Raw genomic sequence first — 16,148 nt, forward strand, 5'->3', positions numbered from 1 at the left:
TACTTTATTGAGACCTAAAGCCTTAGTTTTTATTGTTGTTTTATGGCATACTGTTAAATATTTTATTCGGTTATATGCCATGAAAAAACTGGTGATTATTGTGGTTCTGCTGGCTTTGTTACAGGCCTGTGGCGGTCGCATGAGCAAAAAACAAAATTTAGATCACACCTTGTATCAATACGCCAAAGTGATGCGTTGGGCTGATTTTGACCAGGCCTTGAATTTCATGGACCCCAAAGCAGATGAGGATGTGATGCCCACCGAACTCGAACTGAACCGTTTTAAACAATTTGGCGTCAGTTCTTATGTACCCCGTCCCATTTTGCCCGGCCCCGATGAAAACAGCATTATCCAAACCGTTGAACTTAAACTGTATAACATCCACACCAAACGCGAAAAAGTGGTGATTGACAAACAAGTGTGGCGTTATGATGAGGAACAAAAACGCTGGTTCTTAGATTCCGGCTTACCGGACATCACCCACTGACGTGGATGCCATCACCATTGAGAATTTTCGTGCTGATACCACCATCGGTGTGCATGACTGGGAGCAACAACAAAAACAGCCGATTATCGTGAACCTGAGGCTTGAATGTGATTGTCAGGAAGCCGCTGACAGCGATAATATTGCTGATGCTTTGGATTATTTCACTCTCACAGAACACCTTAAGGCGTTTTTAGCACACAATAAATGTGCACTGATTGAATATTTAGCCCAACAATTAATTGATGAAATATTTAAGGTATTCCCGAAAGTCATGGCGATTGATTTACACCTGCAGAAACCTGAAGCTATAAACAATGCCCTGGTGGGTGTCAAACTACACCGTCAACGTTAACTTTTTTGGCTGCGCTGGCGCACCGCCTCGAACAACACCACCCCGGTGGCCACCGCCACATTCAAAGAATCCCAGTCAGCGGACATCGGAATATGCACCAAATGGTCACATGTTTGTTTCACCAGGTGACGCAAACCGGTGCCTTCATTGCCCATCACCAAAGCCACCGAGCCGGTCAGTGATTGCTGATAAATAGATGTACTGCCGGTATCACAATCGGTGCCATACACCCAGACACCGGCGGCTTTAATAATCTCCAAAGCCCGCGCCATATTACTGACCTGATAAATGTCTAAATGAGCAATGGCGCCGGCCGCGGTTTTATGGGTTGTGGCAGTAATCGGGGCGGATTGATTTTTACTGATAATCACCGCAGTAACACCGGCCGCCGCTGCACTGCGCAGACAGGCACCCAAATTACGCGGATCTTCCAAACCATCCAAAACCAGAATCAACGGCACTTGCCAGTCATTGACATCGTTTTTTAATTGACGCTCAGTTTTTAAGGCCGCCTGAGCTATTTCGGCCACCACGCCCTGGTGTTTTTCTGCGCACATTTGATCCAAATGCGCAGTCGAAACAGATTCCACTGAAATCACATGATGCCTGTCCAATAATTGTTTTAATTTTTGTAACCGCTTGTTGTTGCTGTCCTTTTGGAGCCAGACCTTGTCCACCGCTTCACCGGCTTTAAACGCCTGCTCAACCGCATGAATACCAAAAATAATCCGGCGCATGGTTTAGGCTTTACCCACAAATTCAAAATCAATTTTTCGATCATCCACATCCACATGCGCAATCTTGATGTTGAGTTTATCAGTTAAACGAAAACGCGTTCCGCTGCGCTCACCCACCAGCTGATGTTTCACTGGATCAAACTGATAATAATCGTTGGGCAGCGAAGTCACATGAATCAGGCCGTCCACCTGATACTGCTCTAACTGCACAAACAAACCAAATCGGGTGACGCCGGAAACTTTACCGGCCATGGTGTCACCGACAAACTGCTGCATAAACAAACACTTCAGTCGGGCATCCACTTCCCGCGAGGCTTTTTCCGCTCGACGTTCAGTCATGGAACATTGCTCACAGCGTTCAGCAGCCTGTTCATGGCTGTAAAAATACGGCTTGTTTTTATGATAAACAATGTGATTAATGGCGCGATGGACCATCAAATCGGGATAACGCCGAATCGGCGAGGTGAAATGCGCATAATGACTTAGAGCCAGACCAAAGTGACCACAATTTTCGGCTTCATAAGTCGCCAGTGACTGACTGCGCAGCATCACCTGTTCAATCAAATCCGCATCTTCCCGGTGTTGGATTTTATCCAGTAAACGGGTGAAATCTTTGGGCGTCGGGTCTTCTTTAAAATCCGGACGAATACCCAAACCTTTTAAGAAAGCCAGTAAATCTTTGACTTTGGTTTCTGGCGGTGGATTATGACATCGAAAAGCTGCCGGCATCTTATGCTTTTCCAGAAACCGGGCCGCACAGACATTGGCGGCAATCATAAAATTCTCAATCAGTTTATGGGCATCATTGCGTTCGTATTGCTGAATATCATCCACCATGCCATCTTCACCAATGTGGATATTGACATCGGTGGAATGAAACTCAATACCACCACGGGCATGTTTTTGTTGCTGCAATATATGATAAAGACGGTATTGATGGGTCAACGATTCTGTGACTTTCTTTGACCACTGATTGGGATTTTTATTCGTGTCCAGAAACTGCCAGACATCATTATAGGTGCAGCGGGCATGGGAGCGCATCAACCCGCGATAAAATTCATAACTTTGCACCTCACCGGCGCCATCAATGTGCATTTCACAGACCATGGATAACCGGTCCTGGTCAGGATTTAAAGAACAAATCCCGTTGGATAATTCCAGCGGCAACATCGGAATCACTTTACCGGGAAAATACACCGACGTCCCTCGGTGATAGGCTTCCCTGTCTAAGACACTGTCGGGTTTAACATAATGCGACACATCGGCAATCGCCACCAGGAGCTTATAGCCATTGTTTGTGGGTTCTACATACACCGCATCATCAAAGTCCCGGGAATCCTCACCATCGATGGTAATCAACGGTATTTCGCGAATGTCTTTATGGGGTCCAAGGGCTTTGTAATCCACATCCTTAGGGATTGTGTCACGTATTTTTTCCACCTCAGCCGGCCACTCATGCGGCAAACTTTCACTGACAATGGTTAACTGCATTGACAACTCATGGTTAAGCTGCTGTCCCAATACCGCAATCACTTCACCAAAAGCCGGCCGGTTTTGATAGGGGTATTTTTTAATATTGACAATCACATAATCATTATTCTGCGCACCATGCAGCGACTCATTGGGCACCATGATGTTATCGATGGAATTATTATCGGCTTTAAGATATGCCAGTCCTTCTTCATGTATCAGTTTACCCGCCACCGTGGTGTGGGCACGCTTAATCACCTCAACGATAAAAGCTTCGCTTTTCTTCGCTTTGGCATCACTGACCTGAACATCGGCCACCACCACATCACCATCCATCACCATACGCATCTGGCGCGGCGTGATAAAGGCATCGTAATCTAATTCATCAGACACCAAAAAACCAAAGCCATCAGCATGGGCACTGACACGGCCCTGAATCAGTTGCAGTTTTTTTCGCACACCATAACCCCCGCGCCGGTTTTGAATAAGCTGACCATCACGCACCATGCTTCTTAACCGTGCTTCCAGACCGGCCATCTGTTGCTCATTCTGAATACCGATTTTGTCAGCAATGGCATCTTGTTTTAGGAATTTTTTCTCACCGTCGAGAAAATTCATAAGGGCCGAACGACTGGGAATCGGGTGGTCGTATTTTTTTGCCTGTGCAGCAAATTCAGGATCATTGATATTAAATGGATTTTTCATAGCCATATTATAACAACCAAACACCCGTTCTATAGACCTCATGACTTCTTTAATCCTTAAATAATGTTAAAATGACAGTTTTTAATTTCCAATTACCATGATTAAAGCCGAAGTTGTCGAAGACATTGTCAATAAAGTGGATCAATTTATTCCTGAAGACTTAAAAACCATGCGCCAGGAATTCAAACAAAACATGAAAGCGGTACTGACGGCAAGTCTGCAAAAAGCCGATTTAGTCACCCGCGAAGAATTTGATGTGCAAAAAGCCGTGCTGGCCAAAACACGTGCCAAATTAGAGGCTTTAGAAAAGCAGCTGGATGACATGAAGCTCGCTGAATAAGCGATTTATTTGGTCCCGGCGTATGCAATAGCACAAATAAAGATGGCGCTTACAGGCGTTTTCCGTTAAAATTCTGCTTCTTTTTTTCAAAATGGCGAGTTCTCGCCGTTTCTTAATACCTTATCACTATGAATTTTAACCAACTTGATTTGCCCACGGCAATTTTAGATGCTGTGCGCGAACAAGGCTACAGCACCCCGTCACCCATACAAGCGCAAGCCATTCCGCTGGTATTACAGGGCCACGATGTGATGGCCGCGGCTCAAACGGGTACCGGTAAAACTGCCGGCTTTACCCTGCCCTTACTCAGCCGGCTGTCCAATGCCAATCGGGTCGGCTTTAATCAGGCCCGTGCCTTAATTCTCACACCCACCCGGGAACTGGCGGCACAGGTGGCTGAAAGTGTCTGTACCTATGGTCAAAATTTACCGTTACGTTCAGCGGTTGTGTTTGGCGGTGTCAAAATTAACCCACAAATGCAAAAACTCAGACGCGGTGTTGATATTTTGATTGCCACACCCGGACGCTTACTGGATTTATACAGCCAAAACGCGGTGCGATTCGATGAACTGGAAGTGCTGATACTGGACGAAGCCGATCGCATGTTGGACATGGGTTTTATCCACGATTTAAAGCGCATCGTCAAATTACTGCCCAAGGACAGGCAAACCTTAATGTTTTCAGCGACTTTTTCAGGCGATATCCGGCAACTGGCAAAAACCTTTATGAAACACCCGAAAGAAATATCTGTCAGCCCGGAAGTGACCTCCGCCGAAAGTGTCCAACAAACGCTTTATCCGGTGGATAAAAAACGCAAGTCTGAGTTACTGCTGCATTTAATCGGTCAAAATAACTGGCAACAGGTGCTGGTTTTTTGCCGCACCAAACACGGTGCCAACCGCTTATCGGAATATTTATCAAAATTTGGCGTTCGAGCCACCGCCATTCATGGCAATAAAACCCAGGCCGCACGCACCCGCGCACTCGACGACTTTAAACGGGGTAAGGCTTCCGTGTTAGTGGCCACTGACATTGCCGCCCGTGGCATTGATATTGATACCCTGCCGCATGTGATTAATTATGATTTACCCCAGGTCCCTGAAGATTATGTCCATCGCATTGGTCGTACCGGTCGTGCCGGTGCCGAAGGCGAAGCCATCTCACTGGTCAGTGCCGATGAAGCCAAACAACTGTTCGCCATTGAACGTTTGTTAAAAAATCACATTAACCGTGAACTTATTGATGGCTTTGAACCCGGCCATGATGTCCCTGAATCCGACCGCAGCGGAAGCGGACGCCCCAAAAAGACAAAACCGATTACAAAAGAAAACCAAAACTTTAAGAAAAAACGTTCAACCGCGAAAAAAAGAAGCCATCAAGATAAGTCACCTCTGAGCGATGAACAAACCACCGGTTCAACAAAATTCAAAAAGCCTTATAAAAAAAATAAAATAAACAAGGACAGACCTAACACCGAAGGTTCCCGATTGAATAAATCGAAACGTTTACGGCGAAAAAACACACCTTTTAGCGATGTCCCCAAAAACGGTAAAAAATCTGCAAAGCGCAAAAAAGCGAGCGGCGGTTCCGGCGAAACATCAAAATCAAAGCCTCAAAAAGACCCTCAAATTTCACCGAAATTGATTGCTAAAAACAGTCCTAAAACTTCTGCTAAAGATCGCTTTCAAGGTTCCAGGATTAACCCAAATAAAGCGACTACTCAACGAAATTCGACTAAATCATGATGTCATTGTGGACGTGATTTCGACAAATCGAGACAGTATGTTACCGGCGCGGGGACAGTCTTTGAGTTGGGTTAATAGTTTTTCGGGTTGCAAACCTTCTGCTTTATAAGCGTCACTGCGTTGTTTGATGTAGGCGGCAGTGATTTCGGCATTCCATTCGGGGTGGTACTGAACACCCCAGATAAAATCCCGGAAACGGAATAGATGGTTGGTATCGGCTTCGGTTCGTCCAAAGACCCGGCTGTCAGACGGCGGTGTTAAGATGACTTGTGAATGCGACACCAACACATCCACCTGTGGCTGCGGCAGTACTTGGAATAGCGGATCTTCAACGCTATTGGCTGTTAATTGACATTGGCTTAAACCGATGCGACGGCCTTTAGGGTTATAACCAACCTCTCCGCCAAGCATATCGGCCAGCAGCTGATGGCCAAAACAGACACCCAACATCGGTATTTTATGGGGCAGGGTTTGGCGCAGCCAAGCCTGGGTTTTGCGCACCCAGTCATCACCTTCTGTGACCATGGCTTTGGATCCTGTGATCAGCAGACCCGCGTAGGTATCCACTGCGTGCTTCAGTGGCGGCAGGGTTGCACCGTGATGAACATTAATCACATCAACGCAACCGGCATCCACATCCATGCCGGCAATAAACCAGTCAGCAAAGGCTTCACCATGGGGGGCAGCCAATGGTACCGGATCGCCGGTTTGGATAATCAAATATCGGTTTTTCATAGAAATAACATAGGGTTGACTTGGGTTAAATCAATCCATACTGGGTGGTGCCAGCCGAATCGCTTCTTCCAGAGAAGTTTTACCGGCTTGCAATAATTCAGCAATCGCCACCCGCAGTGGCAGCATACCCTGACCATAGGCAATTTTGGTGATGACTTCTGAAGGGGTATCCTTTTTAATGTTTTTCCTGATTTCAGCATCAACAGGCATCATTTCAAAGACCCCGGTTCGGCCATGGTAACCGGTGTTACGACATTCATCACAACCCACCGCTTCAAACAGTTCTTTGGGTGGTGATAAATCATAAGGATGTACCATGGAAACCCATTTTTCGGCATCCACCTTGTGTGATTTTTTACAGTGCGGACACAATAAACGAATCAACCGTTGTGCAATGATACCCGCCAGGGTACTGCGCAGTAAATAATCCGGCACACCCAAATCCAGTAAGCGATTAATCGCAGAAGGTGCATCATTGGTGTGCAAGGTGGACAGTACCAGATGCCCGGTCAGGGAGGCCTGAACCGCCATTTTGGCAGTTTCCAAATCCCGAATCTCACCCACCATAATGATGTCGGGGTCTTGCCTTAACAGTGTTCGAACACCATCGGCAAAATGTAAGCCAATTTTGGGGTTGACTTGCATCTGATTGAGTACACCGTCCACCATTTCAATCGGATCTTCCACAGTCGAGACATTCACTTCCGGGGTTGCCAGTTGTTTTAAGGTTGAATACAAAGTCGTGGTTTTGCCCGAACCGGTGGGGCCGGTCACGAGGACAATACCATGAGGCCGATTTATCATGCGCTCCCAGGTTGCTGCTTCTGATTCGCTAAACCCCAAATCACGGTAATTTACGACCACCGCTTCAGGGTCAAAAATCCGCATCACACATTTTTCACCGAAGGTGGTGGGCATGGTGGAAACCCGCAATTCAATTTCACGACCATTTTCGGATAAAGTTTTAATGCGGCCATCTTGCGGGCGACGTTTTTCCGCCACATCGATGCGCGATAAAATCTTAATGCGGCTGGTGACCGCGGACATCACCGAAGGTGGTAAATCATAGACCTTCATGAGCTTGCCATCAATCCGAAATCGCACCAACGCCTCATCCCGTTTCGGTTCCAGATGAATATCACTGGCGCGTTGTTCAAAAGCATACTGTAACAACCAGTCCACCAGACCAATCACGTGCTGATCGTCGGCATGAATATCCTTGTTGCTACCAAGTTTTACCAATTGTTCTAAATTCAATACCGGGTCATTGGTTTTACCCAGGTGGCGTCTTTTGGCTGATTGGACCTGCCGGTTCACACCGTAAAATTCATACAATAAACGCTGCAGATCGATCGGATTGACATGCACCCGTTCAATTTTTTGGTTATGAATTTTTTGAATGTCACTGAGCCAATCGGTCTGGGCCGGATTGGCCACCGCAATCTGTATGGTTTTACTGTCGATACCAATGGGTAGAATCTGGTGTTGGCGTGCATAGCCCTGAGAAATGACCTGAGTGACCTGATTGACATTGATTTTGGTTGGGTCAATCTTCTGATACGGTAATTTATTGGCTTTGGCTACCCACTGAGTCACAAATTCCAGGGTAATGGGCTTGCCGGTTTTCTGGTTGGTGATTTTATTATCAACAATTGACACATAGGGATGCACTGTGCTGGATTTTACCTGTGATTTTTCCAGTAAACGTGCCGCCGCTTGCTGGTTAATAATACCGGTTTTTAACCACTGGCGCGCCACGCTTGCCATAAATTGTCTGTCAGATGGGTTCATCAAATAGTTTGTCCATATGGGCGTTGTTTAACATTGTAGCTGAATCACCGCTGAGATAACAATCACCACCGAGTAGCATCAGAACATGAGTGCAATATTTTTGCACCACATCCAAATCATGACACACCATCACCACCGATTTTTTGCGGCTGATGGCCTGTAATTTTCTCACCAAAAAACGTTGATATACCACATCCAAATGATTAAACGGTTCGTCTAACAATAAATAATCACTGTTCTGTGCCAGACAAGTGGCAATTTCGACCTTGCGCCGCTCACCACCGGATAATTGTAAGATTGAACGGTTTTGCAGGTTTTCAATGCGACATTCCTGCAGCATTTGTTCTGTGATATGGTGTCGGTTGTCGGGATCATCCGGCCATGGGTAACGGCCCATTTCCACCGCCTGATATACGCTGAATGCCAATGAGGGTTCCTGTTCCTGCATCAGATACGCCACTTTTTGTGCCCGTGACAGGGGGTCCAATTGGTGCATGTTTTCACCATCCACCATGACCTGACCGACATCCGGTGTTATCAACCCGGACAAACACCGCAACAAAGTGGATTTGCCGGCACCATTTTGCCCGATAATGCCCCAAAATTCTCCGGCACTGAACGCACAGGACAAATCTGACAACACCCTGCGGTTATCCAAAGTTACGGATATGTGCTGAGCGGTTAACATTAGATTTTTCGTGATAAAACTAAAAACACCGGCACCCCAATCAACGCTGTAAAAATACCTACCGGCAACTGAACCGGACTCAGCAAGGTACGCGCCAGGGTGTCGGCAATTAACAAAAACAAGGCACCGGCCAAAATACTGATGGGCAGTAAATGGCGGTGTTGGTAACCCACCAAAAGCCGCACAATATGCGGAATAATCAATCCCACAAACCCGATGGTACCGGCCTGGGCCACCGCCATGGAAGTCAGCAAGGCGGTCATTAAAAAAACCATCAGATTTAAACGCTCGGCGTGTACCCCGGATTTACGGGCAAATAACTCACCGCGGGCAAGTAAGTCCAAAGCACTGTGTTGTCGCTGTAACAGGACATAACAAAAGATTAACAGTACGCCCATCAACCAACTGGGTTGAGCAAACGATAAATCACCCATGAGCCAAAACATCATCGAGCGGATTTGCTGACCATCAGCCAGTGACAACATGAAAGAAATTACCGCGGCAAAACCAAAGGCCATGACCACGCCATTTAAAGTGACTTTATTGGGTTTAATGCGCCCATGGTAGCTGAGTTTGAGGACCAGCAAGGTGGCCAACAGGGAACCACCGAAGCCAATGAAAAACAAAGCCGCCTGTGACACAGTCAAACCGAGCATAATCACCAACAGCTGACAACTGGCAGCACCCCCTGATACGCCGAGCAAATAAGGATCCGCCAGTGGATTTTTGACCATGTTCTGAATCAGCAATCCGGCCAGCGCCAAACTGCCGCCAACCAAGATCGCGTTCAGGGCCCGTGGTAACCGCAAATGCCAGACAATGCCGTAGGTAATGGTGTCGGGTTTAAATAACTGATCCAAAGAAAGACTGACCGATCCCATTGACAGGGAAAACAACAGCACCGGCAACAAAAACAACCACCACACCCAGGGTCTTTGCAACCAGTGACGTGTTTGCATCAGAAACTGTTTTTAATGTGCGATGCTGATTGACAACACATCTTTGCGAGAAATGTTGATGGTTGCATCACCACTTTTAAAACGGGTCGAAACGGTCACCTGATTGGCACTGATACCTTTCAGCACGCCAAAAATGGGCCGCCCGCGCTTGGTTTTGATTTTCACTGACTGACCAATGGCATCAGACCAGTTTTTTAGGGTGTATTCTTTTTTTTGCTGGCCGCCAACATGGGTTTTAATGCGTCTAATCAGTTCTTTGGGCTTGTTGGCCTTTTGTTCGCGCTGTTTTAACACCGCTTCACGTTGCTCCATATCACGCCTTAATGTGTCGATGTCTAAATCCAGATGGTCAATCTTAGACAATTTAATGTCTTGGTATTCCTGTTCACCCAAGGCCGCTTCAATGGTACTGTTTTTAAACAATTCACTTTGTGACCAACCGGCCATTTCAAAAATATATTTTGGTTCTTTGAGTTTAAATATGGCGTTATATTCAACATCCGGTTGTAAGGAACGCTGGTATTGGTTGGCCAGTTTAGACGACATTTCACCGCCGGCATAAATACGCAACATCTGCTGCAGGGCATCACTGCTTTTGGACCGGTAAGCGGCAAATGTGGGTTGTTTTTCTTTACCGCAGTATTGATTTCGCCGGCTGTTAAACCCTTGATCAGCATAATAATAATACAAGGTATCCACAATGGTGTCGTGGAAGGCCAGTCGTTCATCGTTGTTGGCCCGGGCTAAGCCCCCTGACCAGGTGCTGTACCAGTTATCCGGGCTGTGTATGTTGATATTAAAATCAATGTTGTATTCATCCACCAGCGCATAGGTGAATTTGACATCAAAAATCGGTTGCAAAACACCCATCGCTTGCCATTGCGCCACAGAAAAACTGGGCCCCGGACCTTCACCACAGCCAAAAGCACCCAAATAACCCATCACCACCGGATAATAATTGCTTTTCAGTATTTGCGACAACAAACGGCTGTTGGCATCGGGCAAACGTACCTGGTTAAAATTCACGGTTAACTCGGACGGCAGTTTAACCAGTAAATCAGTCGATTTAGTGAACAACAAATCGCGGGCATCGGTGGTCACTGTGATTGAATCCACATGAATGACGTCTTGATAACCGCGGGGCTTAAACTGCACGCCCTTAATCGCAATATCACCACTGACAGAAACACTGTGATCACGGTATGACCAGTCACCGAGGTGACTTAAATGTGACATCACACCCTCCACAAAAAATTCACTGTTGTGATTGATACGCCACCAGGGCAAAGCCACCAAAGCAGCCACAACAACGATAATAATGATATTTTTTTTATTCATAGGATTATTTTACATGATTGGTTCGGCAAAACCACCAAAGGCAGAAATAATTAAAGTTTGTATTTGCTTCAGGGGCAAATCAACGTCGGGGAAATTACCCACTGATTTGTAATGTTCAAAGAAATCCGGATGATCACGAGGCACCGGCTCTTTGCCCGGTAACAATTCGTAGCTGGTTGAATACCGGAACGGCCAGATGTCAAAAATCGGTAGTTTTCTGGAAATCGTGGCAAAAAAACCACTGACATGACTGAAAAAAGGGATTTGTTCCTTGGCCGCCACCAGCCAACTGTTTTCAGCCAGCATGTCCTGCTCAATACTGGCGGTTAACTTGGCCGCAAATTCACGGTCATAAATAATGAATCCCGATTCAGTGTTCAAAACATCCGAGCGCGGGTCAAAGTTATGGCTGCCAATCATAGACACCTTGTCGTCAATCACAAAAGACTTGCTGTGCATACCAAAACGGGTATGTTCATTGGTTTGGTGGGTGGCAAAGAATTTTTCCAGCATACCCGGACGTTGTTTAAACTCATAAATTTGCATACCCAGTTTTTTCAGGTAAAAACGTTTGTGCTTTAAACTGATGGCGTACACATAAAAAGCATCGGTTGACGACAGGGAATTGGTGGATACCCGAAGTTTTAAATCCGGATGTTGTTTGCGCAGATTTCTGAACATCTGCCGCGCTTTGCGGGAAAACACCAGATAAGGGGTCTGAATTAACAATTCGTGTTTGGTGCGTGCAAACAAATCATGAAACTTTTCGGTTAATTGTTTATTGGCCGCCCGGGCATCCTTGTTAAAAGGTTTATCATGGCTGTCACTAAAATATTCAACCGCATCCACGGCCACAAAATCCGAAAAAAAAGTGTGTTCAATGAAAACGTTATCGTCAGCCTGCCGACTCAACTTTTGCACAAACTCAGGCAAGGGTTTATCCCAGTCTGTCTGGGCCTCCTGATTATTAATGATGCGATTAGCCACATCATTTAAGTGCGTCAGCGGCAACACATGCGGCGAGGTCCAGAATTGATCAAACGAGGTCACAATTTCATCCACCACTGAACCAATGGCCATCACCTCCCTATCTTTGTAATTAAACGTGGCATCCCAGTCAAAATAACGGCTGGAGTAATTGCGTCCGCCGACAATCGCGTAACGGTCATCCACCACAAAAGCTTTGTTGTGCATGCGTCGGTTCAGGGTCACCAGACAACAGGCAATCGCTGAAGCAAATTCAAAAGCCGAGGTGTGGGCGTCACTGAACACCGGGTTATACAAGCGGAACTCAAAATTCTGATGTATGGTGGCCAGTTCAGCCATCAGCCAGGAATTGTCCATGGTATAGAGCTGGTCGCCGATAATACTGACTTTAACGCCGCGCCGTGCGGCTTTAATCAGTTCGGCCAACACCCAGTTCCCCGCCTCATCGTTGTTCCAGATGAAGGTCTGAATATCGATGCTGTTTTGAGCGGCACGAATGAGGTTGATCCGTGCCAGCAATGATTGCTCGCCGTGATCCAGAATCAGCATCTGGTTTTTATCGGTCATCTGACTGGTGGCATACAGTTTACTGAACGCCGTGTTGCGAGCGCAAGCGGTGATTTCATTGACAGGGCAGGTTAAGGTGACATCCTTTTTCAGTTCTGTCACGGTTTCGGCGCGGCGCAATGTTTGCCGGTCGATTTGACAACCCAACAGCAAAAATCCAATAATAATTAATAAGCCTTGCTTCATCTATTTTAAGGTGTTGATATAAACATGATGAACCGGATAAAACGTGGCCACGGCCCCGGCGTATCCTTGGATATCGGTTAAATCAGTAAGATAGAGCGTTGGGTTGTTCGCTGTTGTTTGTTGACGCGCTAACACTGAACGCCCCAGATAATACCACAAAACCCCGCCGCATAATTTGCACCAGGCTTCTTTTCGGGTCCAAAGCCGATAAAAAAACAGGCGCCTGTTCTCAGGCGATAAGTTTTTTAAAAAGTGGTGCTCATCGGTATGAAAATAGCGTTGACTGAGGGTGATGAAATCACGCTCTTTTTCGGTGCATTCAATATCCAGACCCAAAGCGCCTCGTTTTGACAAGCCATATAAATAAGCCCGGCGGCTGTGGCTGTAAGAAAAATCCACCGGCGCATCGGTGAAAGGTTTGCCGTTTTTGTTACGCTTAATATCAAACTGAAGCGATTCGGGACAGGCATTGTTTATTAACTGGTGTACAATACCATCGCTGTAAATCTTGGCTTTTTTGCGGTCTTGCTGCGGGTTATGATTGAACCACAGCGTGATGGTATCCTTATGATTGATCATCCTATGTCAGACTCCTTAGAACAAACACAACAAAAATTATGGCAGGCCATAACCCAAGCCATCCGGCAGCATAACGGATTGCCTTTTTCAGAATTTATGCGCGCGGCCTTATACCAGCCCGGTTGCGGCTATTACAGTGCCGGTTTAAAAAAACTCGGTCAAGACGGTGATTTTATCACAGCGGTGGAACTCGGTTCGATGTTTGCACAAACCCTGGCCCGACAGTTTGCAGAAGTCATTGAAATGGTATCAGACCCTGTTATTATGGAATTGGGAGCCGGTAGCGGCCGGTTTTGTGCCGATGTCTTAACCGCCCTGGATGATATGGATAAAAATGGCCGATATGTACCTGATTGTTATCTGATTTTGGAAGTCAGTGCAGATCTCAAGCAACAGCAACAACAACACATCGACACTTTACCGACTCATTTAAGCAATCGCGTAAAATGGCTCGACACACCACCGAAACAACCATTTAATGGTGTTATATTCGCGAACGAAGTCCTCGATGCCTTGCCGGTTGAGGTGTTTCGACATAACAATAATGAATATCAGCGGCTTGTTTTACAGTTGCAAAATGGACAATTGGTAGAACATTGGCATACGTTTCCAGCAGATCTGTTGACCCAGCTAAAAGCCAAAGAATTAAGCTTACCCGATGGTTATCGTTCTGAATTCATACCGTATCTTAATAATTGGATGGCGGGCATTACGGCACCACTTCATCAGGGTTTGGTTTTGTTTGTGGACTATGGCTATGGCCGCGATGTTTATTATCACCCCGAACGACACACCGGCACCCTGGTATGTCATCAGCGTCATCAGGCCAATTTTAATCCTTACCACGATGTCGGGGCACAGGACATCACCGCATTTGTTGACTTTACTGCGGTCGCCGAAGCACTGAAAGCCGCTGATTGTGAGGTGGTGGGTTTTAATCATCAAATGGATTTACTCATGGGGCTTGGTGTTGAAAACATAATCAGCGCCGAAGGTGATTACAGTAATTACTATGCGCAAGCCACGGAATTAAAGCAGCTGATGATGCCGAATGAAATGGGTGAGAAATTTAAATGTATTGCCGCCTTAAAGAACTTAAATATGACATTAAGCGGCTTTAAGAACAACCGTTTACACAATTTATGATGGGTATTTTCATGTGCCAAACCCTTGTTTTTTTATCCGCTAAACCGCATGATATGGGTTTTAGCCAATTTTATAGTTCGTGTTAGATTCTACCCACCAAACGGCCACCCTGCCCGACATCGCCCAAGAAGAAAAAGCCCACATTGGCGGCCAGTTGCAGTGGGTCGGCATGAGCGACATCGAAATGCCGTTGCAGTTAAACGCCGATGTTCAGGTCAAAACCGGTGTTGCCCGGGTACGTGCTGAAGTGTCTTTGGACGATTCAGCTTCTAAAGGCATTCATATGTCACGGTTGTATCTGGCCTGTGATCGTTTATTCAGTAAACAGTCTGTTGATTTCGATGCTTTGAGTGCGCTGACTGATGAATTTTTAGACAGCCACCGTGATTTGAGCCGTAATGCCTTGGTGGAAGTAGAATCCGATATTTTATTACGCCGCAAAGCCCTGGTCACCAATCATGCCGGCTGGCGCAGCTATCCGATTAAATTAACCGTGGTCAATTGCCAACAAACCGGCGCTGCGCGCTATTTGAGTTTTCAGGTGGTGTATTCCAGTACCTGTCCCTGTTCAGCAGCGCTGGCACGGCAATTAATTCAAGACAATTTTGACCGTCAATTTGACGGTGACATGGTGAGCAAAGCCGATGTAGTAACCTGGTTGGGCAGCACCGAGGGCATCAATGCCACCCCCCACAGCCAGCGCAGTACCGCCGTGGTCAAAATAAAATTGAATCCAAATCAAAGCCGTGTGCCGGTTGAATATTTTATCGAAACCGTGGAAAACACCCTGCAAACCGCTGTTCAAACAGCGGTTAAGCGCGCCGATGAACAGGCTTTTGCCTTAAGAAACGGCCAAAATCTGATGTTTTGTGAAGATGCCGCACGCCGCATTAAACAAGCACTTGAAAAATCAGACCGGGTGCAACAATTTCACTTACGGGTGACGCATCATGAGTCCTTACATCCGCATGATGCCACCGCTGAAGCCTACAGCCGTTAAGCTTTGATTTATCGCCATCTCAGGCTTTAAAAGCGCTCAATAAGATGCGACTTATGCACATGCGGATTTTTGGCTGATTAATTCAATCAGTTAGGCTGTCTGTTTCTGATAAATGTTTAATATGGTCTTGTATATCACTGATATATATAGCTTATTTGTCTTTGGGAAGTTTTTAACCATTCTGAGTCAAATAACGCCCCTGAGTTCTTTTAAGCCTAATACGGCGACTTATGCACAATGTTATCCACAGGATATGTGGATAACATTGACACATACCGAATAGATGGATTAGCGCCACAATTTTTACCGCCTTTAAAGCCACAATGCTAAGATATC

At 46.3% G+C, this 16,148-nt stretch carries 15 protein-coding genes; 6 read left to right on the forward strand and 9 right to left on the reverse strand.

What is annotated here, in order from left to right:
* Nucleotides 1-79 precede the first annotated feature (79 nt).
* Together IEV16_RS11915 and folB are read left to right on the forward strand one after the other, a co-directional pair.
* Nucleotides 80-487: a hypothetical protein gene (locus IEV16_RS11915; RefSeq protein ID WP_188365944.1), complete on the forward strand. Its 408-nt coding sequence runs from the start codon at nucleotides 80-82 to the stop codon at nucleotides 485-487.
* A 1-nt stretch (nucleotide 488) separates the two neighbouring features.
* Nucleotides 489-839 (forward strand): dihydroneopterin aldolase, encoded by a 351-nt coding sequence (folB, locus tag IEV16_RS11920; RefSeq protein WP_188365945.1) that lies wholly within the window; start codon nucleotides 489-491, stop codon nucleotides 837-839.
* Here the strand turns inward: folB and rlmB are convergent.
* Nucleotides 836-1,576, reverse strand: coding sequence for a 23S rRNA (guanosine(2251)-2'-O)-methyltransferase RlmB (gene rlmB, locus IEV16_RS11925; protein WP_188365946.1), 741 nt, complete (start codon nucleotides 1,574-1,576; stop codon nucleotides 836-838). The two genes, folB and rlmB, sit on opposite strands and share 4 nt — an antisense overlap.
* Nucleotides 1,577-1,579: 3 nt before the next feature.
* Entirely contained in the window at nucleotides 1,580-3,751 is a 2,172-nt protein-coding gene (gene rnr, locus IEV16_RS11930) for a ribonuclease R (RefSeq protein WP_188365947.1), read from the reverse strand.
* A gap of 97 nt (nucleotides 3,752-3,848) precedes the next feature.
* On the opposite strand from rnr, the gene IEV16_RS11935 reads away from it, so the two are divergent.
* Both IEV16_RS11935 and IEV16_RS11940 read left to right on the forward strand, forming a co-directional pair.
* Nucleotides 3,849-4,091, forward strand: coding sequence for an accessory factor UbiK family protein (locus tag IEV16_RS11935; protein WP_188365948.1), 243 nt, complete (start codon nucleotides 3,849-3,851; stop codon nucleotides 4,089-4,091).
* Nucleotides 4,092-4,219: 128 nt separating this feature from the next.
* Nucleotides 4,220-5,836, forward strand: a complete 1,617-nt coding sequence (locus tag IEV16_RS11940) for a DEAD/DEAH box helicase (protein WP_188365949.1) — start codon at nucleotides 4,220-4,222, stop codon at nucleotides 5,834-5,836.
* On the opposite strand, the gene IEV16_RS11945 is transcribed toward IEV16_RS11940, so the two are convergent.
* From IEV16_RS11945 to IEV16_RS11975, 7 genes are read right to left on the reverse strand one after another with little or no spacing between them, the layout of a single operon-like run.
* Entirely contained in the window at nucleotides 5,831-6,571 is a 741-nt protein-coding gene (locus IEV16_RS11945) for a glutamine amidotransferase (protein ID WP_188365950.1), read from the reverse strand. The genes IEV16_RS11940 and IEV16_RS11945 overlap by 6 nt on opposite strands.
* Nucleotides 6,572-6,601: 30 nt before the next feature.
* Nucleotides 6,602-8,362, reverse strand: a complete 1,761-nt coding sequence (locus tag IEV16_RS11950; protein WP_188365951.1) for a GspE/PulE family protein — start codon at nucleotides 8,360-8,362, stop codon at nucleotides 6,602-6,604.
* On the reverse strand, nucleotides 8,349-9,050 hold the full coding sequence (locus tag IEV16_RS11955; RefSeq protein WP_188365952.1) for an ABC transporter ATP-binding protein: 702 nt from the start codon (nucleotides 9,048-9,050) through the stop codon (nucleotides 8,349-8,351). The genes IEV16_RS11950 and IEV16_RS11955 overlap by 14 nt, the downstream gene beginning before the upstream one ends.
* The gene (locus IEV16_RS11960) at nucleotides 9,050-10,009 is read right to left on the reverse strand and encodes a FecCD family ABC transporter permease (RefSeq protein WP_188365953.1); all 960 of its coding nucleotides are present in this window, start codon (nucleotides 10,007-10,009) and stop codon (nucleotides 9,050-9,052) included. The genes IEV16_RS11955 and IEV16_RS11960 overlap by 1 nt, the downstream gene beginning before the upstream one ends.
* Nucleotides 10,010-10,021: 12 nt before the next feature.
* Nucleotides 10,022-11,347 (reverse strand): hypothetical protein, encoded by a 1,326-nt coding sequence (locus IEV16_RS11965; protein ID WP_188365954.1) that lies wholly within the window; start codon nucleotides 11,345-11,347, stop codon nucleotides 10,022-10,024.
* A 9-nt stretch (nucleotides 11,348-11,356) separates the two neighbouring features.
* Nucleotides 11,357-13,087: a phospholipase D-like domain-containing protein gene (locus IEV16_RS11970; RefSeq protein WP_188365955.1), complete on the reverse strand. Its 1,731-nt coding sequence runs from the start codon at nucleotides 13,085-13,087 to the stop codon at nucleotides 11,357-11,359.
* Nucleotides 13,088-13,666, reverse strand: coding sequence for a 4'-phosphopantetheinyl transferase family protein (locus IEV16_RS11975; RefSeq protein ID WP_188365956.1), 579 nt, complete (start codon nucleotides 13,664-13,666; stop codon nucleotides 13,088-13,090). It abuts the gene before it with no gap.
* Nucleotides 13,667-13,669: 3 nt separating this feature from the next.
* Here IEV16_RS11975 and IEV16_RS11980 point away from each other — a divergent pair, with 3 nt between their 5' ends.
* The gene (locus IEV16_RS11980; RefSeq protein ID WP_188365957.1) at nucleotides 13,670-14,812 is read left to right on the forward strand and encodes a class I SAM-dependent methyltransferase; all 1,143 of its coding nucleotides are present in this window, start codon (nucleotides 13,670-13,672) and stop codon (nucleotides 14,810-14,812) included.
* Nucleotides 14,813-14,891: 79 nt separating this feature from the next.
* Nucleotides 14,892-15,812, forward strand: a complete 921-nt coding sequence (gene folE2, locus IEV16_RS11985) for a GTP cyclohydrolase FolE2 (RefSeq protein WP_188365958.1) — start codon at nucleotides 14,892-14,894, stop codon at nucleotides 15,810-15,812.
* Nucleotides 15,813-16,148 lie beyond the last annotated feature (336 nt).

The organism is Marinicella pacifica (genome assembly GCF_014636635.1).
In the GTDB taxonomy this organism is placed as follows: Bacteria; Pseudomonadota; Gammaproteobacteria; order Xanthomonadales; family Marinicellaceae; genus Marinicella; species Marinicella pacifica.